The organism is Bacillus sp. Medicinal_06, assembly GCF_056711665.1.
This window is the reverse complement of sequence record NZ_JBWYHD010000012.1, coordinates 25825-50933: the sequence shown is the minus strand read 5'-3', so window position 1 is coordinate 50933 and position 25109 is coordinate 25825. Positions and strand designations below refer to the sequence as shown.

Here is a 25109-nt window from a genome sequence, read left to right as displayed (position 1 = left end):
TTATTTCCTCATGTAAAACAGAGAAAAAGACATGATGTTTCATGCCTTTTTCTCTGTTTTATGTGAACTTTTCTTTTTTAAACCTTGTATATATTGATAACATTGCCACATCGATAATACAATTAAAATAATAATAAATAATGTCGTTACTAATAGTGAAGAAATTGTAATTGGCGCACTACATCCCCCATAAATCCTCGCTATTTTCATGAAAATAATTGTACATAACTTTAAAAATAGCATACCATGAATCAATCCAAAAAAACCAGCCCCACCAAAAATCACTAACTGTTCCTGCCACAACAAACACACCATTGTTCTTTTTTTCATATCACTGCCTTCATACAATTGAAATTCTCGTTTTCTTGTCTTTAAAAAACTATTTATCATTTTGTATGTAATAAAACTACATACAAACAACAAAAAAATAGACACATAATAAAAAAGCGCCACAAATAACGGAATATGTTGCAGCTTTTCTACTATCATTTCGTTTGATTGAATAGATACAATAAAAAAACAAATTGTTGTACTCGTTGCAATCCATATAAATTGCTTTAATCTTTGGGCAGCATAGTTCTGTATATTTTTCCTTGCTAACCGAAATAAAGACATAATTGATTCCCCTACCTTACTTTATAACGTCCAATCTTCTATACTACCAGTGTATAAAAATATGATTTTTTTAACATCGAACTACAACCGGAATCTTTACTAGGTCTTAAGTCGGAGAAAAATGACTTTATGTCTACGGTTATACTGAACAGAAAAACCCCTATAAGAGCAAATATATTAATATGGAGGGATTAAATGAGAAAACTGTTTCTTCTCAGCATCATTTTATTGATTACTTTTCTTAGTAGTTGTGTTGTCGAGCAAAATACAGACTCATACACAATTGTAAAACCATATAAATTATCAGAAAAGGAAACTGCTCTTTTACAATTATTACCCTTACAACAAGAACATGTTTCTTTTTATGAAGTTACCATTCCTCATAAACAAGCTAAAATATTTACAACTATTGAATATTACCAAAATGGAGAAAAAATAAAAGATATAGTTAGGCTTTCTTCTTCCGACTTTATAGATAAAAAAATAAAATTAGCCGTTGGTCAGCAAATATTTCAACATACGAATAATGAAACTTGGCAATGGTTCATAGGTATTGATGGTGGTTCCATGACTGCTTCTGAAAATGGCTTACCTAATATTAATGGATCTGCATTTGAAGAAATTAACAATCCTCAAAACATAGAATATAACAAAAGAGCAGTCCTTGCTGCTTGGATAAAAACAAATAAAAACCATATATCCGCACTCTCTATAGAAGATGAAGAATCACGCCAACGATTGCTCCGAGAAAATGAACATGTCTACTTAGTCAGTATTGAAATAAAAAGAGGAGATGCCTCAGAATAGCATCTCCTCTTTTTTGTCATTTTACTTATCGTTTTCTACTTCTATTCGTTTCTTTTCCCTAGCAATTTTTAAAAACTCTAACAGCTCAGGGTTACTATTTGTTTTCCGATATGCAACTGACATCTCTGCTACAAAATTAGAATCATATATAGCCTTATATACAACTTCTGTTTTGTACAACTTATTCGCAGAAACCGGAATCACTGTTAATCCAATTCCCGCTGCTACAAGCCCCATAACAGTTTGGTACTCTGTTGCCTCCTGTACAATATGTGGACTGAATCCAGCGTTCCTACATAATGATAAAATCGTATCATATAACGCAGGCCAAACCGGTCTCGTTATGAATACAAATGGCTCATCTTGCAAATCTTCAATATGAATTTCTTCTTTCTCTGCTAGCGGATGCGCTTTTGGTAAACATAGTGTACACGAAAGCTTTTGAATTGGTTCTAACTCTAGTAATTGCGTATTAATTGGCGGCCGTAAAAATCCAATATCAATTCGATTATCATGAAGCGCGTGAACTTGATCTGGTGTTGATAATTCATGTAGTGCAACAGATACTCTTGGAAACTTCTTTCGATATTCTCTAACAATAGACGGTAAAATATCGTATATAGCTGCCCCTACAAATCCAATTGAAAGCGAACCAACCTCTCCTCTTTGTGCACTTTGTGCAACCTCAACTGCTTTTTCAATTTGATCAAATGCTTTTTTTACTTCTTTTAAAAACATTTCTCCTGCTTCTGTTAGCTCAACTTTCCGCTTTGTTCTTGAAAATAACGTAACCCCCATTTCTTTTTCTAATTGCTGAATTTGTTGACTAAGTGGGGGCTGTGTCATTTGTAAACGAGCGGCTGCTCGACCAAAATGCAGCTCTTCTGCCACCACAACAAAATATTGCAAATGCCGTAATTCCATTTCGGACACCCTTTTCCATTAATATGTATAATAAATTAATAACATATAATTTATATATTAGACAAATTTTTTGAAAGAACGTATAGTAGAAATTGTTAATTCTTTTTACAATTTTTATGTAACAAACGAAACGAAAGAGGTGTTACTGTATGAAATGGTGGAAATTAAGCGGACAAATTTTACTATTATTTTGTTTCGCTTGGACAGGTGAATGGATCGCAAAACAGGCACACCTCCCTATTCCAGGAAGTATTATCGGTATTTTCTTATTATTAATTTCATTAAAATTTAACCTAGTGAAAAAAGAATGGATTCAAGACGGAGCAGACTTTTTACTAAAAGAACTTATTTTATTTTTTATTCCTTCTGCTGTCGCTGTTATCCGCTACAAAGATACATTATCGCAATATGGTATCGATCTCATTTTAATTATCATGATTAGTACTCTTTGCGTAACACTCGTAACTGGGATCTTAACAGAATTGCTTTTAAAGCGGAAAGGATCAGCACAATGATTGCCTTTTTATGTTTATTATTAACACTATTCACATATTGGATATCTAAAAAACTATATCAGCGCTGGAACTGGAGTATACTTTCTCCCCTTCTCGTTTGTCCAATTGTGTTAATCGCATTATTACTCGGGTTAGATACATCTTATGAAACATACGATTCTGGTGGTCACTGGCTAACTGAACTATTAAAGCCAGCAACAGTTGCTTTTGCATGGCCGATCTATAAATACTTTGATCTGTTTAAAAAACATGCAAGTGCTATTTTAATTAATGTTGTTGTCGGCTCTTTTTTATCCGTTATCACTTCAGCTTTACTAGCAAATGCCTTTCAAATTGATTCATCGCTAGAACATAGCCTAGCACCACACATCGTAACAACACCAATTGCCATGGCAATTTCAGAAATGATTGGTGGTATGTCTCAATTAACAGCAGTATTTGTTGTATTAACCGCATTAACAGGAGCACTCTTAGGTCCTTCTCTCATTCGCATATGCCGTATTAAAACAGCTATCGCAAAAGGTATTATGTTAGGTACTAGCGCAAATGGAACTGGCACTTCAAAAGCATTTGAAATTGGGCCAGTTGAAGGTACAATTGCAAGTTTATCTATGCTTTTGACAGCTGGCGCAAGTTTAGTCATTGTTCCACTTTTCTTATCTTGGTTACATTAAACAACACTATACTCTTATTTTATTTATCCCGATCAATCAGGTTTACTACCCACAAATAACAAGATAGAAATAAATCATTACAAGAAAAAGGATAGAAACTGTAATATAACGCTACATTTTCTATCCTTTTCTTAATCCGCTTCTCTCCTATATAAACTAACTACGACTGTGTAATTTTATTAGAAACAAGTAATTTTTCAATACATATAGGTAACATATCTAATAGCGTTTCAAATGCGTAATTTACGTCCAGGCGTTCTGTCCATTGATGTGCATCTTTTCCTACTGGTCCCATATTTAATACCGGAACATCAAACTCTTCTAATTCCCCAAGTGGAATCGAATAACCTTTATTCCATAATGGCATATTGTCTACGAGTGAACTCATCGAATCAGCTGGGTACTGTAAGCCCACATAACTCAAATCTGAAATTCCCCCAAAATAATTTTGATTTTTAAATGTAATTCCATGATTGTAGTGAGCATATCTTTCCATTTCTACAACCACCTCTTTAATTAAAGAGTTATGCCGTGAACTCACAGCCGGATAATACGGTGGGGCAAAGAAAGTTACAATCATCGGTGCCTTTTCTTTACATAAGATAGCTAATTTATCAACTAAATCAATTGTGACTGCACGATCATCTTTATTCCCTCTATTTTTTATAACAGCAGATTGAACCCTATCTATTTTTTCTTTCCCATGCTGCTCAATTGCATAAGCGGTAAGCTCTTCATACGTTAATACATTTACTTGAAGATTAGGCGGTATGAAAGGATTATACTTAGAAAACCGATATGCTCGCTTCTCATACGACTCTTCGATTTTCTCTGCTACTTTTATTACTTTTTGATGTAACAACGCCATGACATCCGTCATCGTTTTTTCTAATAAAAACAAATTAAATAATGTGACTGCACGATGAGGAATTTGTACAGAATAATCCTCTTTTAAGTCTCTTTGTAACAAGTTAGTTGGTGGGGGGCTCGCCTCACCTTCTACAATATCACAAAATTCCGTATTTAATTCTAATTCAGCTGTCAATAATGAAGCCATATAATTCGCATTTAATCCTGCAAATGGTTCGCCTACATGTGTTTCTTTTCCATAACAAAGAAAACCAGGTAACACCTTACCAATAGAACCAGTATAAATATACTTATTTTGATCACCAGGGTGTCGCGAAAACATAGGTTCTGAATTTAGGACTGTTTTATATTCTAAGTTATATTCTTCTGCTAAATCTAATAATCTTGGAACAGCAGTCCTCATCCCTACGGAGTTCACTTCTTCATCTGGAACAGCCAATAAGAGGATATTCCCATCAAATCTTCCTTCACAAGCTTGCTCAATCATCGCCATTTGCAAAGCTAGACCGCATTTCATATCCATTGTTCCTCTACCAAATAACCAGTCCCCCTGTTCTATATCTTCACGTACATGATCTGGTAATTCATCTTTATGAGAATAAAACATAGATGTTAATTTTTGAGCGTTAAATGCATCTTCTTTCCATACTCCATAATCTTGTACATCTACAACATCAAAGTGACTAACAAGAATTACTGTATTTTTTGTACTATTATTTTTCTTTACTAGAGCCGTAACAAAATATCTTCCATCCCCTGTCGGATTCTTTTGCAAATGATGTGGATTTTGTTTGAAATAGTGTAAGTCAGATAATTGTTCCATAACAAAATCTGGCAATATAACTTCAGCTTCCGAGCCAGTAATACTAGGAATTTCAACAAGATTGCTTAATAATTGCACCAATTGTTCCTTTGATTGCCACTTTGACATATAAATCCCCCTATTTTTCCACATTATGAAATTCATTTCCGATATACGGACAAAAAATGACGACAGGCTATCAAAATTATGATTCTGATGTTCTGCCGATTTTTATTGATATTTCACTAGCTGCTTGTTTTACCTTACTAATAAGAAAAGATAGTCGATCATCGTTAATGCGATGACTAATTAACCCAATACTTAATGCTCCTACTACTTTATGATTAAACCCTATAATAGGTGCAGCTACTGAGGCTGTCCCCTCTGTTTTTTCACCATAACTCACAGCATATCCTTCATTTCTTATCTGTTCGATTTGATCAAAAAGAACTTGCTTTTGTTCTGGTAAAGAAGAAAGTAAATGTTCTACAATGTGTTCCATTTCATTTGTTTTCATATTGGCAAGCATCGTTTTATTTGCGGCGCCAATGGATAGAGGAATCTGTTCCCCTAAGTTATCAATAACTCGAATTTTTAAAGGGCTATCAATTCTTTCAATAATGATAGAATGTGTTCCATTTGGAATGTTCAAGTAAACACTTTCTTCAATTTCAGAGGCCAAACGCTTCATCACTTCTCTTGCAACAGATCTGTAGTCTATCTTCTCTAATTGACGTAATCCTATTTCCATCCACATCGGTCCAGTTGTGTACTGTTTTGTTTCTGAAATTTGCGTAACTAATCTATGCTCCATTAGAGAGTTAAGTAACCTATGTACCGTACTAACCGGGAGATGTGTCCTATCAGCTATATCAGAAATAGCCCAATACTTTTTTTCATTTGTAGAATTCAATAACTTAATAATACCTATCGCTCGATCAATGGACTGTACCATAACTCGCCTCAACTTTACTTGTAATATGTTAGTAACCTTAATTAACTATCAATTTAGCAAAAATCCAAACTGAAATCAATTAAATTTTCTAAAAATAAAAACAAAAATAATAATTTGAAAACGGAAACAAAAAAATATTGACTTTTCTTTTTAATTATCTGAAAATTATAACAAGATTCTGCATCACGGAATATATTCCATAATACGGAAAAATATCGATTTTCACCCCATCAATTATGAAAGCGAGGAAAACAATGACGCAATTAGGTAATACAAATAATGAACTAAAACGTACGATGAAAAGTAGGCATTTATTCATGATTGCACTCGGTGGTGTAATTGGAACGGGACTATTTAATGGATCTGGCTTTATTATAAGACAAGCTGGGCCTGGTGGATCCGTACTTGCCTTTATTGCCGGTGGATTATTAATGTACTTCGTTATGCTATGTCTTGGTGAGCTTGCTGTAGCAATGCCTGTTTCAGGCTCCTTCCAGGAATATGCCACCAAATTCATAAATCCCGCAACTGGGTTTACCATTGGATGGTTATATTGGCTAAGCTGGGCAAATACTACTGGTCTTGAATTTACAACTGCAGGTATTACAATGCAACGTTGGTTTCCTGATATTCCCGTCTGGGTTTGGTGTTTAATATTTGGTGTTACAATATTCACCATTAACGCCTTATCTGCTCGTAGTTATGCAGAAACAGAATTTTGGTTTTCAAGTATTAAAGTATCTGCCATCATCGCTTTCATTATTCTTGGCGGCGCCGCTATGTTCGGTTTGATTGATTTAAAAGGAAACGAACCAGCTCCGCTTTTTTCAAATTTCATTAATCATGGTGGTTTATTCCCAAATGGAATTGCAGCTATCTTACTAACAATGGTTACAGTTAATTATTCCTTCCAAGGTACAGAACTTGTCGGAATCGCAGCAGGCGAAAGTGAAAATCCAGCCAAAACTTTACCACGTTCTATTAGAAATATTATATGGCGCACGATGTTTTTCTTCGTCTTAGCAATCTTTGTCCTCGTGGCCTTGATTCCTTGGGAAGAAGCAGGATTAACAAAGAGCCCATTTGTTGCTGTTTTTGATAATATAGGTATTCCATATGCAGCTGATATTATGAACTTTGTCATTCTTACTGCCGTTCTTTCTGTTGCAAATTCAGGGCTATACGCCGCGACTCGTATGCTTTGGTCGTTATCAAAAAATGATATGGCTCCAGCCTTTTTAAAGAAATTATCATCACGCGGGATACCCCTATACGCTTTAATCATGACAATATCTATTTCAGCTTTCTCTCTTTTAACAAGTGTTGTAGCTGCTGAAACTGTTTACTTATGGCTAATTTCAATTTCCGGAGTCATTACAATTATTGTTTGGATGTCAATTTGTGTTTCTCAATTCTTTTTTCGCAAACATTATTTAACTGAAGGTGGAAAATTAGAAGACTTAAAATTCAGAACTCCACTTTATCCTCTTGTACCAATTCTTGGTTTTGGATTGTATGGTATTATATTAATAAGTCTTATCTTTATCCCAGAGCAAAGACTAGGAATCTATTGCACTGTACCATTTATCATCTTTTGTTATAGCTACTATTACATCAAGATAAAGAAAAAAGCTACTCAAAACACTCATACAGAAACTAAAATTAGCAAAACTTTGTAATACTATAATAATCCCTATACATAAAAGACCGCACATTACTCTTAGTTAATGTGCGGTCTTTTATCATTGACGCTAGTTCTATTCTCTCTCTCCCTACTCTTCTCCTTGAAAATAGAGGAAAATGCTGAATTTGTAACGAAAGATTATATCAACTTCAACGACAACTCATTCGTAGAAATTCAGTCGGAAGGATGAGAAGATGATTTCTAAATATGTTGTAGAATGTGTCTTTTGTGAAGAAAATCGAAAATCTCGCCAAGCAACTGTCACCGTGTCTGCCACTTCTCATGCACTTGCCATTCAAAAAGTAAGAGATGAATGCAAACGCCGCTTTGGAAGAACACTGCTATTACAAACCGAAATTACCGAAGAATTGTTTTTACACAAAAAAGAAAGCTGACCATACATTGGTCAGCTTTCTTCATCCGATCATATTTTCACATGAAGATTAGGGGCATCCTCTTTAAGGATCGGGATTTCTCCATTATGTACGTTCCATAATGGACATCGAACAATATATTTCTATACAATTAATATTGAATAGAATAGGGCAAAACTTGTTCGCATTTTTAGAAAAGGGATAGGGATATAATACTAGTAGTACGTCGAATACTCGAACGTTACACTCATTATATTATAGTAAATCCTTTTATATGGGAAATATGAATTACTTACATAATTCATACGTAAAACATATTAATATATCATTTTATATTTTTAACATTACGAAATAAGCTCATTGCCAACATTGCTCCAATTAATGCAAGTGTCATATCCCATTGCGTATCCCAAACATCTCCTTGCGTTCCAAGAAACGCTTCCGCCCCTGTCCCTGTTAGTTTTGCAACCGTAAACTCTAGCAACTCATATAACGCACTAAATGCTAAACAAACTGATATTACAAGTAGTTCTAGCCATCCTTTTTTTTGAATTTCAACTACCTTTATAAGCACTTCCCTTGTTAATAATGCCGGCACGAATCCTTGCATAAAATGTCCAACACGATCGTAGTAATTTCTTTCTAAATCAAAAGCATCACGAAAATAATTGAATAGCGGTACTTCTGCGTATGTATAATGTCCTCCAATGAGCAATATTAACATATGAATAAAAACCCATACATATGTGATCGTTGTAAATCGAAACCGTCGATATGTAATCATTAAAATGAGTACTAAAATAATTGCAGGTACAACTTCTAAAAACCATGTAAAAAGATCTTTTGGATATATTCCCGATATAAGTAATGCAATCCAGAAACTTACACATAACAATTTATGAAAATGAACAGTCACACCTCTCTCCCCCCAGAATTCTATTTCTTATTCCATTAATAACATACATCCAGCTAAAACAGGTGTCATAATCATCGAAAACTTCAAAATAATACGAGGAGCATAATTAGTAAACCTCGCCCCTATATATGCTCCGAGCATTGTTCCAGCTAATACTTGCACTAATAACATGTAATCTAAATATCCTGCCGAAGTATATCCAATTCCTCCACCAATTGCAATTGGTAAAATAACAAGCATTGTAGTCCCTACAGATTGACGAATTGATAAACCAAGTAATACCATTAACCCTATCTGAATAAAAGGTGCTGAACCAATTCCAAATGCTCCTGCTAACATCCCAGTTACAACTCCTAACAGAGCACCTTTCCCTAGTACAGATGGCGTTAACTGATCCGACAAACCAGCAGACAACTCCCTATGATTTTGCACAAAAAACAAACGAATTAACATGAATATTGCTGATAAAAATAGCATTCCAGCTGTAAACCAATGAAGAAGATGCGCAGGAATCACAGCACCAAGTTTAGATCCAATATATGATCCAATTGCACCACATCCCCCTACAATACAGCCAATTCTCACGACAACATTTCTTTCTCGGTAATGACTTATAACTCCAGAAAGTGTGGTAAATGCCATTGCTGTTAATGATGTTGCAACCGCTATATGAATCGGCACATGAAATACGAGTGTGAGCACGGCAATAATAAAGCCTGCTCCGCCTGCCCCAACAAAACCTAATAAAACACCCATTAGAAACATTGTAATAATAATAGCCACTTTCTTTCCCCTCCAATAGCTCTATTATCCAATATATTTCTTTTTTTAAGCAAATAAAAAAGCATCCACACAGGATGCTTTTATTATTTTTCTATATTCATCATATGTACTATACTCAGTTAATCTTGATTAATTAAAATTATAGCTGGTCCAGATACCACTACTCCACCTACTTCAATTTTCTCAAATTCTTTAACTGTAATAGATATAACCCCTTCTCTTTCCATCAATTCCTTACTCAGGACCTCAGTCGGTATTTTCTTCACCGTCTTACCTCCTTTTCATTCTTATTACTTAAAACTCCTACCTTTTATCAGTAATATTTCGTCATGGAACTGGGATGTAAAATTATGAAATTCTTCCAATGCATCTATATATACACTTCACCTGCCATTTTCATTCCTTATTCCATAAAGAATATACGATTCCTTTTTGTAGCATATTGAAAAAAAGCATCCTGTACGGATGCTTTCATCATTTTGATTCACGTGAAAATTTTGTATACACACCAATACCTGCAAGCAGTACCCCTAATCCTGCGAACATTGTACCTAGGCCTAAAAAAAATGAACCGAGTGTTTGTAAATCTTCCATATGTACACCCCCTTTTGTTTTATCCTTATATTCAATAAATTAATTATATATTGTTTTCCATTTCTTTTTATAAAATTTTAACTTTATAGCATCCCGCTGACCAATAAGGTGAAACTTTAATCAGTGTTTTTTTCTTCATCCCTCATCAATCAGATTTTTACGTGCAGTTGATTTCCCATCTAACTTCTTAGCTTTTACTGAATTTTAAGGTGGAGGTCTTACTGCCCATAAACTTCTAGATTACTAAACTAGTTTAAAGTATAACGAAATTTCTCCAATTCGTATAGACAGAAATTTCTATTATTTTACTTATTTTTACATAGACTACAAAAAAACAGAAGACCATAACTCATAACGGTCTCCTGTTTTTTTTTATTTCAATCTTTATATACCTTATACTCTACTACCTTATTATCATTGTCAAATTGAAGAATGAGCCATTCACTATCTATCGAAATAAACCCTCTTTCATCTCCAAGGTAATACACCGCTTGATTCATTTCCTTCAAACGCCCTGTTTCACTTGGTTTTCCTAACAATTGTATAATCTCTTTCTTAGGTTTTCCTACTAGTTTATGTTTAGCTAGAAGATCATCTACCATATATACACGTTTCCCTTCATCTTTTAGCCATCTATCTGTGTGAAACTTTGAATTATACTCATTTACACCTAGTTGTACAATACAAATACTAAAGAATACTGTTCCTACAATTGTAATCCCTTTACATTTCCCCTTATTATTACCACTAGAGAAATATAAAACAATTCGCTGAAGGGTTAGTAAAAAAATAAAAGGAAGTGATACCGCTAAAACACTCACAATAGTATAAGACGAATGAGCCATGCTAATGATGAATATGAAAACGATATATATAAACAAATATAAAAAGATATAAACATACAATGTTCCCCACAATAAAGTATCTCTATACGTCCCCAATGAAAAATCACCTTTATCCCATCAGATTTTTTACAACTTCACTTCTTCTATACATTCAAGCATTTCTTTTATCCCTTGTAACTCTTGCACTGTATATCGTACTTTCCCTTCCAATCTTTCATTTCTAAAATACGTAACCAGTTGCTCTCTGTCCTTCAATCTTGGCAGTACTTCATTGGAAAGATCGATTATTTCATTTCCACTTCCACTTGTCTCATTTCCGAAATAAACCATCGGCTTCACTTCTTCTTTTAGCGTTTGAGGATTAACCTTTTTCAAATAATCATATAAAATTGTTGAAAGATATCTTGCTTTATAAGCAGGATTCTCTATGTTTTCTACCGTTAGAGTCATTGAATCTCCCTTTTTTATAAAAACAAATGTCTCTTCCTTCTCATAATCATTTTGATACATACCAATCTCATCAATCATAAATGAATATATCCCTGCATTTTCTTTCGTCAATCCGTGAATCATTCTTCCTTGCCACTCTGTAGTCTCAATTACATATATTCCTGTTATCGATAACAATATATGATCAACTCGAGCATACTCCATTTTATTCCCGTTTCTACTCTTTATCTGGGGAAGAAATACACTTGGGATAATATGTAATTCATCTTCAGTTATGATTCCTTGCTGAACAAAACCTCGTTTCATATAATGTAATATTTCATGCGTATTCATTTCCTCACTATTTTTAGCATACGTTCGTAACTCTGTAATTAGATTTTGCAGCACATGTATCTCGTTGTTATATTTCTGTTGCATTTCACTGCGTTCTTTATTATGTTGCACCGCTAATTGATTTTTCATCATTCTCATGTTCTCTACTTCTCTAGCTGCACTCTCTTTTAAATTATTGTATTTTTTACGCTCTATGTTTTTTAATGTCTCCTGCTTTTCTTCATAATCCGCTACAGTTGCAGCCATCTCACTTTGATAGTGTTCTATGGACTTTGTCTTTTCAAATTCTACTTGTTGGTTCTCTGATTCTAGTTGTTTGTTTTTATAAAACAATACAAACACTCCGGCTAATAATGCTAAAATGACACATATAAGTACGTATTCCATCTTTTTTCTCCTTTATGGCTTAATCAAATATTATCTAAACTTTTAATATCATTTTTAATCCATTATACTACGTATTATAATAACGCTCTGTAAATTTGGATATATTTTGCATACTTTATTTACTATAAAAAATGAACAAGTTATCCTTCAGATGATTCACGACAGGAGGAAAGTATACAAAATATTTAGCCTGTGTAGAAAGAATTGACGAACTAATTGAAGAAGAAATTACATTAAATATTAATGGTGTAATAATTCATAGCCTTTCCCACCATTTATCTATATAAATTTGAAGAAAGAAAATGTTATCCAATTATTCTAGGGATTACAATACTTAATGACACTGTAATAAATAAGAGAAAAGAAGGAGTCAACAACTTAAAAAAAATCAATCATAAAAAAAGAAGCCCTCGAAACCTCAATATTACAAGAGTTTCCGAAAGCTTCTTCTATTATAAAGTAAAAACATCCCATCCTGTAGGAGATTTTTCATAAACCTTTGTTACGCTGTACTTAGACCAAAGCGTTTACAGTCTTCTTACCATTATCTCCACACCTTTTTAAAAAGAATAGCAGCATATAACAAGCCTTAAAACATACTGTTTTTGCAAATACAGTTTATTTTTCAATATACACAGAACGCACAATCGTACGAGTGTAAGCTTTCCCTTCTGGGTTAATACCTTTAATATCAATCGTCACATTATATACACCTGATTTTTCAATATGATACAAAGAGCCTGTGAATGTATTTTCATCTAACTTTTGCAGCTGATTCGATTGGGATACTAAATTCCCTTCTCGATCAACAACTCGTACATTGAGAGAAAGATTCTCTTGTTTTATTGATTCTTTAGTAGATGATTTCAATTGAAATTCAGCCTTATTAGCTTTAATTTTCCCTGGCATTTTCAAAGTAAACGGTGCTTCTTGTTTGTAATCACTAACAACCATATATGCATCTTTTTCATGTGCTGTCATTATTTTAACATGCCATTCCCCGATTTCCATTTGATTAATTTTAAATGTTCGAATGGACGCCCCCTCAAAATAGGAAGTTTCATCTCCTACCGTAAACTTACTATCTTCATTCATATATACTTTGCCCGACGGAGAAATAAGTTGTATTTTCACTTCTGAAGATGCTGTTAACACAGAGATAACGCCTTCCGTTTTTGCATCTATCGCAATCGTTTGATCAATCCATTTATTCGGCTCCAGTTCTCCACCTAAAATGGTTTGATTAGATGTAGTATTTAAATTATCAACAAATTCCCTATTATGATTTAAAGTATAAGAAGGAACGGATGTAGCAGTAGAAGTACGTAAATACGATTCAATTCGAGAAAAGACAGCTGACCCTTTTCTTATATTATCATGATCAAATCTAGAATCGGTAAATAAATGTGTTCCATACGGTAATTTTGTACTCCATTCATTTACTAAACCATCATTAGAGCCATACGCGGAAAGATATAACCCACCTAAAGATAAAGCAGAGAAAATCGGCCCCCAGCTTGTACCTGCAACTGTATAGTAACGATTTAATTTAGCGTTCGGATTGTTATCTATTACAGAACGAAATTGTGCCATTTCACCTGTTTGTAAAGAATACGTGCCATCGTCTCTTTGTCCGAGTAATGAAGCCAGCCATCCCGCCCACCAACTATAGGATAAGTCTGCTAAATTTGACCCATAATGTGGCGAAGCTAGTGTAATAACTTTTCCTACAAAACGATTCGCACCGTATTGAACGAGCGCTGCTTGGGTATCAATTCCACCTTTACTGTGAGCCACAATATTCACTTTTTTACCAAAATGATTATAAATCTCCTCTAACTTTGCAGCCAACAATTTACCATTGTCCCACTGACTAGCAGATCCCTTTCCAGCTGCATCGTATAGTTGAACAAACACAGTTTGATATCCCGCACGATAAGCATAATCATACATGTCGTTTACATCGTGATAAACTGTTTTTCCATACCAACTATCTGCACTTCCATTTCTCCCTTGTACAAAAACAATCGGTGGCCTATTTTCATCATAATTTAAAGGCTTCTCACCTAAAAACCAATCTCCTGGATTAAATGCTTCTTTTGGTGGAAGCATCCCACTATAAATTGGCTTAATATTTGTCTCAGCAGTTGTAATTCCACTAAAAGAAGTAATTAGTAAAATGAAGGCAGCAATCAATACCATACATCTTTTAAACGACGCTTGCATAATAAATACCCTCCTTTTTTTAAAAGATGACGCAGAGTTTATAGGTTGCTATACTATTACAATAACTGCTATAATTTCCAAGTCTCATATTCTTCTAAAATTTCTAAGGGTCATATTTATTCAATTAATGAGTAGGATAGTTTGACCGCATCGCCTTATTCTTTATAAACGATATTCTTCCTATGCGCCTTAATTCCTTTCATTCATCCATAGTACAAATGTTTCTCAACAAAAACTCACAGATTTTATCGATATTAATATGAATTAAAAAGTACTACTAGAAAAAGAAGTTATAATCAGTATGCTGGAGATTCTCTTAAAAATTCTATTAGATTCAATAAGAAATAAAATCATTTAAAAAGAGGTGAAAAAATTGAGTAATGCAAGAAAACAAAGGATTGAAGTACTGAGAAGAAAACTTTGGAGAAACACGCAAAGAAAAGACCTTATAGACGAAGTCTCTAAATTCATTCCTATTTCTATAGATTCATTTATGGATCCGGAAGCTAACTCTATTTTTTGTAAAGAATTATTTAGTAAGTTAGACAACTTGTCAGATAAAACAATTTTTGGAAATACGAATTATGAAGAAAACAGAAAGTTATCGTTAGATTTATTAGCAGAAGTAGCTAAAATCATCAAATTCCCAGCTAATCAAGGTAGATTATTTTTCTTTAGAGAACATGGAATTGAAGCTATTAACCTGGATATAAACGAACTATTCCAAAACTTAGCATAAATATCAATCATTACAAATTTCCTAAATGGCTATGGAGATTTTATATTAGTCGGAGATAATTTAGAATTTGGTGTATGTATTGAGCGAACAGAGTATCACTACGAATTCAGTATGTGGGGTGTAACAGAAATTACAGAGATAGAGGCATTTTAAAAAAATAAAAAAAGAGGCCTTCAAAACCTCAATACTACAAGGCTTTCTGAAGGCTTCCTTTATTCTGAAGTAAATACATATTGTAATACAATCCTTGCTTACTCAGTAATTCTTGATGTGTGCCTCTCTCTACGATTTCACCATCATGCATTACAAAGATTTGATCAGACTCTTGAATAGTAGATAAACGGTGCGCAATCGCAATTGTTGTTCTCCCTTTTCGCATGCGCTGCAGTGCTGTTTGAATGGCTTCTTCTGTTTCTGTATCAATATTTGCTGTTGCTTCATCTAATACTAACACTTTCGGATTCGTCGCAATTGTTCTCGCAAAAGCAATGAGCTGCCTTTGTCCACTTGAGAATGCAGCTCCACGTTCTACTACTTCTGTATCATACTGCTCTGGTAGCTTTTCAATAAACGTATTCGCTTGCACAAATCGTGCTGCTTCTTCTACTTCTTCATCGGTAATGCTTTCATTATACATACGAATGTTTTGTTTTACATTTCCAGCAAATAAGAATGCATCTTGAAGTACAAGTCCCATTCTCTTTCGAATTTCCTGCTCTTCAAATTCTTCTAAGTTTACACTGTCTATTAAAATATTACCCGATTTAATATCATAAAAACGCATCAATAAGTTCATAATTGTACTTTTCCCGCTTCCAGTATGCCCAACAAAAGCTACTGTTTGCCCAGGTTTCACATGGAAAGATACATTTTTTAAAACATTACGTTTTCCATCATATGAAAATGTAACATTTTTAAATTCAATTTCTCCTTCATGTACTTTCGGCTCTCCAACTCCTTGTTGAACAGGCGCTAAATCTTTTTCATCCATCAAATGAAAAACACGTGATGAAGAAACAAGGGCTTGCTGGAAGAAAGAGAGCTTCATCATCATTTCATTTACAGGTTGGAAAAAGCGATGAATATAATTAACAAAAGCATATAATACACCGACTTCAACTGGACTATTTAAGGCGTTAATACCAAATAATGCAAGCACGAAAGCGATAGCCATAATATGAACAAGATCTGTTGCTGGACGTAAAAATAACGCATCTAATTTTAACGTACGACGCCCAGCACCGTAATGCTTATCGTTCACTTCTTCAAATTCTTTTCGCATCCGCTTTTCTTGGCGAAACACTTGCACAATATTCATCCCTTGAATCGATTCATTGAGCTTCGCATTTAAAATGCTTAATTGATTCCGAAGTTCCAAATAAAAAACAGAGCTTTTCTTACGATACATCGCCATAATTGTAAACATAATTGGAATTAATATAAGAGAACATAAAGCAAGCTTCACATCAAGTAAAAACATTGCCACTAAAATCCCGATTAAAAACACAACATTTTTTACAAAGGTCGATAACACGCTTACATAAAAATCTTTAATTGCTTCTGTGTCATTTGTTATACGAGAAACAAGAGTACCAATTGGTGTACGGTCAAAAAAGCTTAATGATAACCTTTGTACATGTTCATACACTTCAACTCGCATATCTTGCACAATTTTGAAAGCAATGTTTTGGAAATATAGTAAATTTAAATACGTAAATACAACCTTTAATAAATGAGCAATCATATATACAACAAATAGGGTTACAAGCGCTGACTGCTCAAAGTCACGCGGAACTAAATGTTCATCCAGAAACTGTTTAATTAAAAACGGTCCCATCATTTCTGTAACAGTTGCCCCAACTAAAAATAGAAATGCCAGAGACAATAAACCTTTATATGGTTTCATATAAGAAAGTAATCGCCATAAATCGCTTCTTTTTTTCTCAGCCATTATATGCCTCCCTTCTCAACTAACGCTTCTAACTGCTGGCTTTCATACATCTCTTTATACCAACCTTCTTGCCCCATTAGTTGTTCATGTGTACCACGCTCTACAATTTTCCCTTCATCAACAACAAGAATAAGATTTGCATGTTGGATTGCACTTAATCTATGCGCTGTAATAATCGTTGTTTTTTGCTCTCTTTCTCGTTTCAGCGCTGTTAAAATCGTTTCCTCTGTCTTTGCATCGACTGCGGATAAACAATCGTCTAAAATTAAAATTTCAGCATTCGTTAGTAATGCACGCGCGATAGAAATCCGTTGTTTTTGTCCACCTGATAATGATACCCCTCGTTCGCCTACTACCGTATCATACCCTTCTGGAAATTGAACAATATCATCATGAATACAAGCTATATCAGCAGCACGTGCAATTTCTTTATATGTAGCATCGGTCTTTCCAAATGCAATATTTTCACCTATACTTGCTGAAAATAAGAAATGGTCTTGAGGAACATACGAAATAGCAGATCGAATGCCATGAAGCGTCATATCACGAATATCTTTTCCTCCAACTTGCAGTGCTCCATTAAAATGATCATATTCCCTGATTAAACATTTTAACAAAGTCGTTTTCCCTGCACCTGTGCGGCCAACAATACCTAATGTTTCACCTTTATTCAGGGTAAAATGAATATCTTCTAAATTAAGTGTTTCATTTTTCTTATAAGAAAATGTATCAATTGCAAACGTAATATCACCGCTTGCTACATTATGTACCGCACTCTCCTTATTCACAACATCTGAAGTTTGCGATAATATTTTTTCCACACGATCATACGAAGCACGACCACGTTCCATAATATTAAATAACCAACCAAATGCAAGCATCGGCCAAACGAGCGTCCCTAAATATGTTGTAAATGTAATTAACTCACCCACCGTAAGTTCACCACGAACAACTAATAACGAGCCATAACATACAGCAATTAGGAATGAAAAACCGACAATAAGAGAAATTGTTGGATCAAATAATGAATCGATGCGAGCAACTAACATATTTTTATGGACCACATCTTCTGACTTCTTTCGAAATGCTTGTAAATCTTCCTTTTCTTGACCGAGTGAGCGGATTACTTTCATCCCACTCATACTTTCTTGTACTTTATCGTTGATTTCAGAAAACGCTTGCTGTGCTTTATGAAAACGTTTGTGCAGTAAAGTACCATAATAATTAGTCGAGAACGCTACAATCGGCATTGGGATTAGGCTTAATAACGTTAACTTCCAACTAATTGTAAACCCCATAGCCAAGAGTACACATCCACCTACGGCTAACGAATCAACAAGCGTCAAAACACCCGCTCCAGCAGTTTGTTGAATTGCTTGAATATCATTCGTTGCATGTGCCATTAAGTCCCCTGTACGATGTGATTGATAAAAAGATGGACTCATATTTGTAAAATGTTCATATAACTTCTTTCGTAATTGACGCGCGAGCTTTAAAGAAGACCCAAAAATCATAATACGCCATATGTAACGTAGTATATACATTGTAATCCCGACAACCACTAAAAGAACAACCCACTGTAACAGCTTTTCAGATGTTAGCGTTTGGTTGTTAATTTCGTCTACGACAATTCCAATTACTTTTGGTGCAACAAGTTCAAGAAGTGCTACACCAAATAACAAAATAATTCCCGTTATGTACGCCCGTTTTTCTTGTTTAAAAAACCAAGCTAAATTAAAAAATACCTTCATTATATCCCCCTCCCTTGAAATGAGCGATGTTTTCAGTTTATCAAAAATACAGAATTTTTAAAAGTTTTAAACACTAAAGTTTTCCAAAAGGAAAGGACACTCTCAGCGAGTGCCCTTTGGCGCTTATTTCATTTGTTGTTTGTTCATTGCGCTCATCATTTGATTGATTTTCTTTTGGGATGGTTTTTGTCCCATTTGCATCATCATCATTTTTAACATTTGCTCATTGATTGGTGGATTTTTTTGCAAGTAATTCATCATATATTTGCGGGCGATGAAAAATCCTAACGCCACGCCTGCTACTAGTGCTAATACGCCCACTAGAACAACTACCCAAATTGACATATATTTTCCTCCTTCATGTTGTCTACCTTACAGTGTACTAAAACCTTTTCAATAAGACAAGATTGTATTCGACATTTTTTACACATATGTTCGTGCTTGTTTCAGAGGATTGAGCCAGCCATACTTTTTATTTTCATAATCCATTGCTAAAAATGTCAATTCGCATTTCCTAAGTACTTCAAAGAAAGTCGTTTCCATCGATACATTTCCAGATGTACTCATTTGAATATATTGTGATTTCACCGTTATTTCGCCATATTCTGCCCCAGTATAAAGCATGTGTGTATGATGTGTTCGATCATACTTCCCAAAGCCGCGTAAAACTTGTTCTAATTTATGGTGAATTTTCATTACTTGTAATGGCATCGTAATATACATCATCTGCTTATATAACACTTTCTTTTCCGAAAGGGAACCAGATTCTGAAAATCGAGCAAATAAATCGAAAAACAAATACTCACGACCAAAGTATGCCTTCGCAATATCTTCTTGAATTAAATACAATTCATACGTTTTCATGCTTTCCCTCCCGCTCTGGACAACCTTTTTCTCTACATTATATAGAAGAAAATGTGCAATGATTGTCTGACTGCGGAGAAAGAAAAAACTTTTTCTGTCGAATAAACTCATTTACATAGAAAAATCTCTCCATGCCGGAGAGATTTTTCACAAATCATTAAAGCATTTCTTTTACTTTACGAACAACATTTTCTACAGTAAATCCATACTCTTCCATGATCTTTTCACCAGGAGCAGAAGCACCGAATGTATCGATACCTAATACATCTCCTTCAAGACCAACATAGCGATGCCATCCGAAAGTAGCACCCATTTCGATTGCGAAACGTTTTGTTACTGCTTTTGGTAATACAGATTCTTTGTACTCAGAAGATTGTGCTTCAAAGCGATCCATAGATGGCATGCTGACAACAGCTGCGTCAACTCCATCTGCTGCTAATACTTTTTGTGCTTCAACTGCTAAGCTTACCTCAGAACCAGTTGCAAGTAAGATTACATCAGCAGTTTCTTTTTTGCTTGCAGAAATTACATACGCACCTTTTGCAACTTTTTCATACGTATCGTCTTTTGCGCCTTCTAATGTTGGAAGATCTTGACGAGTTAAAATTAATGCAGTTGGTTTATTTGTAGATTCTAAAGCTAATTTCCAAGCTGCAACAGACTCGTTACCATCAGCAGGACGAATAACAGATACATTTGGCATTGCACGAAGCGCCGCTAATTGTTCGATTGGTTCATGTGTTGGGCCATCTTCACCAACAGCAATACTGTCATGTGTAAACACATATGTTACAGGCAATTGCATTAATGCTGCCAAACGGATTGCTGGGCGTAAGTAATCAGAGAATACGAAGAACGTACCACCGTAAGTTTTTAAACCGCCATGAAGTGCAATACCGTTCATTGCTGCACCCATTGCAAATTCACGTACACCGTACCAAATATTTTTACCGCTGTAGTCAGCTCTTGTGAAGTCTTTTTCGTTATTCATGTATGTTTTGTTAGAACCAGCAAGGTCAGCAGATCCACCAAAGAATGATGGTACAGCTTCAGCAATTGCATTAATTACAGCACCTGAAGAAGAACGCGTTGCTGTTTTTGATCCTAATTCATAAGTTGGTAAGTTTTTATCCCAACCTTCTGGAAGAAGACCTTTCATTGCTGCTTGTAATTCATTTGCTAATTCTGGATATGCTTGTGCATATTCACCAAGCATTGTGTTCCACTCAGCTTGTGCTGTTTCACCAGCATCTTGTACCGTTTTACGGAAGTTATCATATACTTCTTCTGGTACATGGAAGTCTTGTTCAGCTGTCCAAGCATACGCTTCTTTTGTTAATTTTGTTTCATCTACACCAAGCGGAGAACCATGTGAAGCAGATTTTCCTGATTTGTTTGGAGAACCGAAACCGATTGTTGTTCTTACTTCGATTAGCGCCGGGCGTTTTTCGTCAGCTTTTGCTTCTTCAATTGCTTTTGCAATTGCTTCAACATCGTTTCCATCCTCAACACGGATTACTTGCCAACCATATGCTTTATAACGATCTTCTACACTTTCAGAGAATGAGCGATTTAAATCACCATCTAATGAAATATCATTAGAATCGTATAAAACAACAAGTCGACCTAATCCTAAGTGAGCTGCTAGTGAAGACGCTTCAGCAGAAACACCTTCCATTAAATCGCCATCACCGCAAATTGCGTATGTATAATGATCAACCACGTTGTATGCATCACGGTTATATTTCGCTGCTAAATGTCGCTCAGCCATTGCCATACCTACAGCTGTTGAAATACCTTGTCCAAGTGGGCCAGTTGTTGCATCTACGCCTGCTGTATGACCATACTCAGGATGTCCTGGAGTTTTACTTCCCCATTGACGGAAATTCTTTAAATCATCCATTGTTACGTCGTAACCAGATAAATGAAGTAGGCTGTATAATAACATTGAACCATGACCTGCAGATAATACGAAACGATCGCGGTTAAACCACGTTGGGTTATTTGGATTATGTTTCATAAATTGAGTCCATAATGTATAAGCCATTGGTGCTGCACCCATTGGCATTCCTGGGTGACCAGAGTTTGCTTTTTCAATCGCATCGATGGATAATGTGCGAATCGTGTTGATAGAAAGTTGTTCGATTGAATGTGACATGCTATTCTTCCCTTCGCTTATATTAGTAAACGTTTTACACATTTATATGATATCTTCCCACGCAAGATTATACAACATGTATCGACAAATATGTTGATGTTTTTTCGATTTTTTATAAAAAAAACTGTAATTTTCGGAATGTATGGGCATTCAATATGTTATACTTTTTCTTTATTTTTTTATTAAAAATAAAGGGAATTATCTGTATCTTAATGCACGAACACTAAAAATTTTTAGCCACCTTCCTAACCCCTATTCTATTTTCCATTTAATCACAACATGTATAATAGAAATGAATATATATTAATTTTCATCGTATAGATTAAATAAAAAACGGAAGAAGGCGAAATAATGAGTGAAGAAGCAGCTTCCTACACCTTTATTATTGTTATGACTCTCATTTCAACTCTTTCTATTTACTTTTCAGTCAAATTAAAATCCCACCACAAATACATCCCAGGTGTTGTCATGCTTATTCTTTCCATTAGTACGTTTGGCATACTGTATTTTGATCGGGACGTAATGATAACAAGTGAAGGATTAGGATATCTATATAGTTTCATGGCCATTCTCTTGTTTCTTATTGCCGTTATTTCTTTATTTATTGCAAATGCTAGTTCTTTTATTTCAGCTTTATTTAGAAAAAATTAAACTCCAAAATGCAAAAGATATCCTTCTCCTTCTTTCACTTTATGAAGTAGTTTGACTAAAGATTTTAAATCTGCACAGAGACTATCTCGATTAAAAATAAGTTGTTCATACTCTCCATCCGTATCACAATCTACCGTCCATTGAAATGAGCCTGTGAGTTCTACTTTTTCAGGTCCCAATGAAAATAGATTGATTAATGAGCGAAATAAATCAATCGCTATTTCCGCTCCTTCATTCTCAATTTTTGTAATGCCATAATAATGAAGGCCAAATCCTTTTTCTTTCCGAAAAGGATTATAAGTCGGAATCCACTGCAAAAAATCTGACACATACAAAACTATTTCATCACTTAATATCACACAATCTTCAACAACCGATCCATCTTTATAAAAAACTCCCTGTTATGCCAAGAAAAATCTTCAGAACTTAGCTCTCCTTTTTCATTTGAAACAAATACAAATTCATGTTGCAAAGCCATAATATTCTCCTCCTTCTCCTGTCATCATACGATAATCCGAAAACACTTTCATTTTCTTCTTTATAAATTTTAGCTTTTCTAAACATTCAATAAAAAACAAATATATATTATCTGTTATGATTTATCATAAGATAACAAAAAAGAAGGTTGATAAGCTTGAATAAGAACAACATTGTTCATATACACATTCTACTAACAAGCGATGTACATGGTACGGTCTATCCGATTCACTATCAAAATAATGAAAATGCAGAAATAGGATTAGCCAAACTTGCAACACGTATCACACAAGAGCGTAGCCAGCACGAACATGTAATTGTGATCGATAACGGCGATTTTATACAGGGAACTCCATTCACCTATCACTACGCTAAATATATACCGCATACAAACAACCCAATGTCACTTATCGCTAATTACATTGGTTATGATGCTGCCGTTATCGGAAATCACGAGTTCAACTATGGAATGGATGTATTAAACAAAGCTGTATTAAATGCGAATATGCCTTATCTATCCGCAAATATTTTAAATAAACATACAAAGGATCCTTACTTCGGCAAACCCTATGTCATTAAACACATACACCCTAATATAAAAGTCGCTATCTTGGGAGTTACAACACATTACATCCCGAATTGGGAGCAGCCACACCATATTAAAGATTTACTATTTGAAGATGCGCTAGAGTCAACAAAAAAATGTGTTTCCTACATTCGTGAACAGGAACAACCACATTTACTAATCGTAGCATATCATGGTGGCTTTGAAAGGGATTTACAATCTGGAGAACCAACAGAAATTTTAACTGGTGAGAATCAAGGATATGCGATGTGTCAAGAAATAGATGGTATTGATATATTACTAACAGGTCACCAACATCGCTCTATTGCAAATACGAAAGTAAATGGTGTAACAATTGTACAACCCGGATCTAATGGGCATTCATTAGGAAAAGTTCGGGTAGAATTAGAACAAAATAAGGATCGATGGATAATTAAAAAATGTCATTCGGAACTGTTGTCTGTTAAAGGCGTTCAAGCAGACGAAAAAGTACTTTCACTTGTATCTAACTACGAAAATCAAACGCAACAATGGCTAGATCAACCAATCGGCACCATTATTGGTGACATGCAAATTCACACTGCGATGCAAACACGTTTACAAGACCATCCTTTTATCGAATTTATAAATAAAGTGCAGATGGAAGTAGCTGAAGTCAATATCTCTTGTACAAGCCTATTTCATAATGAATCTTCTGGCTTTCCAAAACATATTACAATGAGAGATATTGTTTCAAATTATATTTATCCAAATACATTAAAGGTCATAAGGATTACAGGAAAAGATATAAAAGAAGCCCTTGAGCTATCTGCTGAATATTTCACGTTACATACAGATGGGAATATTATTGTAAATCCTGCTTATACCGAACCAAAACCACAGCATTATAATTACGATATGTGGGAAGGAATTTCGTACACATTAAATATTTCAAAGCCCATTGGTGAAAGAGTCGTTTCCCTACAATATGATGGATCTCCCATTCACCTTGATCAAGAATATGACGTAGTCATGAATAATTATCGCGCAAGTGGTGGCGGAAATTATTCTATGTACCAAAATAAACCCATCATAAAAGACATACCAATTGATATGTCTGAACTTATTGCGAATTACATATTAGAACGGGGAACAATTGAAGCGACAATCAACCGTAATTGGAAAGTTATCAAATAAACAATTCTACTAAAATCAAAAAA

Annotated in this window: 22 protein-coding genes and 2 pseudogenes; 8 read left to right on the top strand and 16 right to left on the bottom strand. The window is 34.6% G+C overall.

Features of this window, described 5'->3' with window-relative positions; translation table 11 throughout:
* Window positions 1–39 precede the first annotated feature (39 nt).
* Window positions 40–615, bottom strand: a complete 576-nt coding sequence (locus AC1M36_RS22860) for an ABC transporter permease (RefSeq protein ID WP_336453080.1) — start codon at window positions 613–615, stop codon at window positions 40–42.
* A 195-nt stretch (window positions 616–810) separates the two neighbouring features.
* Here AC1M36_RS22860 and AC1M36_RS22855 point away from each other — a divergent pair, with 195 nt between their 5' ends.
* Entirely contained in the window at window positions 811–1422 is a 612-nt protein-coding gene (locus tag AC1M36_RS22855) for a hypothetical protein (RefSeq protein WP_336453081.1), read from the top strand.
* A gap of 21 nt (window positions 1423–1443) precedes the next feature.
* On the opposite strand, the gene alsR is transcribed toward AC1M36_RS22855, so the two are convergent.
* On the bottom strand, window positions 1444–2346 hold the full coding sequence (gene alsR, locus AC1M36_RS22850) for an acetoin biosynthesis transcriptional regulator AlsR (RefSeq protein WP_336453082.1): 903 nt from the start codon (window positions 2344–2346) through the stop codon (window positions 1444–1446).
* A 149-nt stretch (window positions 2347–2495) separates the two neighbouring features.
* On the opposite strand from alsR, the gene AC1M36_RS22845 reads away from it, so the two are divergent.
* Window positions 2496–2861: a CidA/LrgA family holin-like protein gene (locus tag AC1M36_RS22845; protein ID WP_016131827.1), complete on the top strand. Its 366-nt coding sequence runs from the start codon at window positions 2496–2498 to the stop codon at window positions 2859–2861.
* The gene (locus AC1M36_RS22840) at window positions 2858–3535 is read left to right on the top strand and encodes an LrgB family protein (RefSeq protein WP_336453083.1); all 678 of its coding nucleotides are present in this window, start codon (window positions 2858–2860) and stop codon (window positions 3533–3535) included. The genes AC1M36_RS22845 and AC1M36_RS22840 overlap by 4 nt, the downstream gene beginning before the upstream one ends.
* Window positions 3536–3695: 160 nt before the next feature.
* Here the strand turns inward: AC1M36_RS22840 and AC1M36_RS22835 are convergent, their stop codons facing one another.
* Both AC1M36_RS22835 and AC1M36_RS22830 read right to left on the bottom strand, forming a co-directional pair.
* Window positions 3696–5336, bottom strand: coding sequence for a M20 family metallopeptidase (locus AC1M36_RS22835; protein WP_336453084.1), 1641 nt, complete (start codon window positions 5334–5336; stop codon window positions 3696–3698).
* A 76-nt stretch (window positions 5337–5412) separates the two neighbouring features.
* Window positions 5413–6162 carry an IclR family transcriptional regulator gene (locus AC1M36_RS22830; RefSeq protein WP_431613244.1) on the bottom strand — a complete coding sequence of 250 codons (750 nt, stop codon included), beginning with the start codon at window positions 6160–6162 and terminating at the stop codon, window positions 5413–5415.
* A gap of 254 nt (window positions 6163–6416) precedes the next feature.
* Here AC1M36_RS22830 and AC1M36_RS22825 point away from each other — a divergent pair, with 254 nt between their 5' ends.
* Together AC1M36_RS22825 and AC1M36_RS22820 are read left to right on the top strand one after the other, a co-directional pair.
* Entirely contained in the window at window positions 6417–7841 is a 1425-nt protein-coding gene (locus AC1M36_RS22825; protein WP_336453086.1) for an amino acid permease, read from the top strand.
* 199 nt (window positions 7842–8040) lie between these two features.
* Complete coding sequence (locus tag AC1M36_RS22820; protein ID WP_336453087.1) at window positions 8041–8241, top strand: DUF3903 domain-containing protein; 201 nt, start codon at window positions 8041–8043, stop codon at window positions 8239–8241.
* A gap of 304 nt (window positions 8242–8545) precedes the next feature.
* Here AC1M36_RS22820 and AC1M36_RS22815 read toward each other — a convergent pair whose 3' ends face one another.
* The 6 genes from AC1M36_RS22815 to AC1M36_RS22790 all read right to left on the bottom strand — a co-directional run bounded on the left by AC1M36_RS22815 (window position 8546) and on the right by AC1M36_RS22790 (window position 14754).
* Window positions 8546–9136, bottom strand: a complete 591-nt coding sequence (locus AC1M36_RS22815) for a DUF2238 domain-containing protein (RefSeq protein WP_336453088.1) — start codon at window positions 9134–9136, stop codon at window positions 8546–8548.
* Window positions 9137–9163: 27 nt separating this feature from the next.
* Window positions 9164–9919: a sulfite exporter TauE/SafE family protein gene (locus AC1M36_RS22810; protein ID WP_336453089.1), complete on the bottom strand. Its 756-nt coding sequence runs from the start codon at window positions 9917–9919 to the stop codon at window positions 9164–9166.
* Between the two features lie 119 nt (window positions 9920–10038).
* Window positions 10039–10185, bottom strand: a complete 147-nt coding sequence (locus AC1M36_RS22805; protein ID WP_336453090.1) for a BC1881 family protein — start codon at window positions 10183–10185, stop codon at window positions 10039–10041.
* Window positions 10186–10890: 705 nt separating this feature from the next.
* The gene (locus AC1M36_RS22800; RefSeq protein ID WP_336453091.1) at window positions 10891–11454 is read right to left on the bottom strand and encodes a hypothetical protein; all 564 of its coding nucleotides are present in this window, start codon (window positions 11452–11454) and stop codon (window positions 10891–10893) included.
* A gap of 30 nt (window positions 11455–11484) precedes the next feature.
* Window positions 11485–12528: an NERD domain-containing protein gene (locus tag AC1M36_RS22795; RefSeq protein ID WP_336453092.1), complete on the bottom strand. Its 1044-nt coding sequence runs from the start codon at window positions 12526–12528 to the stop codon at window positions 11485–11487.
* A gap of 618 nt (window positions 12529–13146) precedes the next feature.
* On the bottom strand, window positions 13147–14754 hold the full coding sequence (locus AC1M36_RS22790; protein ID WP_479846224.1) for an esterase/lipase family protein: 1608 nt from the start codon (window positions 14752–14754) through the stop codon (window positions 13147–13149).
* Between the two features lie 373 nt (window positions 14755–15127).
* Here AC1M36_RS22790 and AC1M36_RS22785 point away from each other — a divergent pair.
* Window positions 15128–15646: pseudogene (locus AC1M36_RS22785) on the top strand (YxiF family protein).
* Between the two features lie 34 nt (window positions 15647–15680).
* Here the strand turns inward: AC1M36_RS22785 and AC1M36_RS22780 are convergent.
* The 5 genes from AC1M36_RS22780 to tkt all read right to left on the bottom strand — a co-directional run bounded on the left by AC1M36_RS22780 (window position 15681) and on the right by tkt (window position 22217).
* On the bottom strand, window positions 15681–17444 hold the full coding sequence (locus AC1M36_RS22780) for an ABC transporter ATP-binding protein (protein WP_336453094.1): 1764 nt from the start codon (window positions 17442–17444) through the stop codon (window positions 15681–15683).
* Window positions 17444–19195 (bottom strand): ABC transporter transmembrane domain-containing protein, encoded by a 1752-nt coding sequence (locus AC1M36_RS22775; protein ID WP_336453095.1) that lies wholly within the window; start codon window positions 19193–19195, stop codon window positions 17444–17446. Before AC1M36_RS22775 ends, AC1M36_RS22780 begins: the two co-directional genes overlap by 1 nt.
* Before the next feature lie 123 nt (window positions 19196–19318).
* Complete coding sequence (locus AC1M36_RS22770; RefSeq protein ID WP_003199214.1) at window positions 19319–19540, bottom strand: YneF family protein; 222 nt, start codon at window positions 19538–19540, stop codon at window positions 19319–19321.
* A gap of 78 nt (window positions 19541–19618) precedes the next feature.
* The gene (sirA, locus tag AC1M36_RS22765; protein ID WP_336453096.1) at window positions 19619–20059 is read right to left on the bottom strand and encodes a sporulation inhibitor of replication protein SirA; all 441 of its coding nucleotides are present in this window, start codon (window positions 20057–20059) and stop codon (window positions 19619–19621) included.
* A 157-nt stretch (window positions 20060–20216) separates the two neighbouring features.
* On the bottom strand, window positions 20217–22217 hold the full coding sequence (gene tkt, locus AC1M36_RS22760; protein ID WP_336453097.1) for a transketolase: 2001 nt from the start codon (window positions 22215–22217) through the stop codon (window positions 20217–20219).
* 351 nt (window positions 22218–22568) lie between these two features.
* Between tkt and AC1M36_RS22755 the strand changes: the two genes are divergently transcribed.
* Window positions 22569–22868 (top strand): hypothetical protein, encoded by a 300-nt coding sequence (locus tag AC1M36_RS22755; protein ID WP_336453098.1) that lies wholly within the window; start codon window positions 22569–22571, stop codon window positions 22866–22868.
* On the opposite strand, the pseudogene AC1M36_RS22750 reads toward AC1M36_RS22755, so the two are convergent.
* Window positions 22865–23346: pseudogene (locus AC1M36_RS22750) on the bottom strand (coproporphyrinogen III oxidase). The gene AC1M36_RS22755 and the pseudogene AC1M36_RS22750 sit on opposite strands and share 4 nt — an antisense overlap.
* A 156-nt stretch (window positions 23347–23502) precedes the next feature.
* Between AC1M36_RS22750 and AC1M36_RS22745 the strand changes: the two are divergent.
* On the top strand, window positions 23503–25086 hold the full coding sequence (locus tag AC1M36_RS22745) for a bifunctional metallophosphatase/5'-nucleotidase (RefSeq protein WP_431613243.1): 1584 nt from the start codon (window positions 23503–23505) through the stop codon (window positions 25084–25086).
* The last annotated feature ends 23 nt before the right edge of the window (window positions 25087–25109 follow it).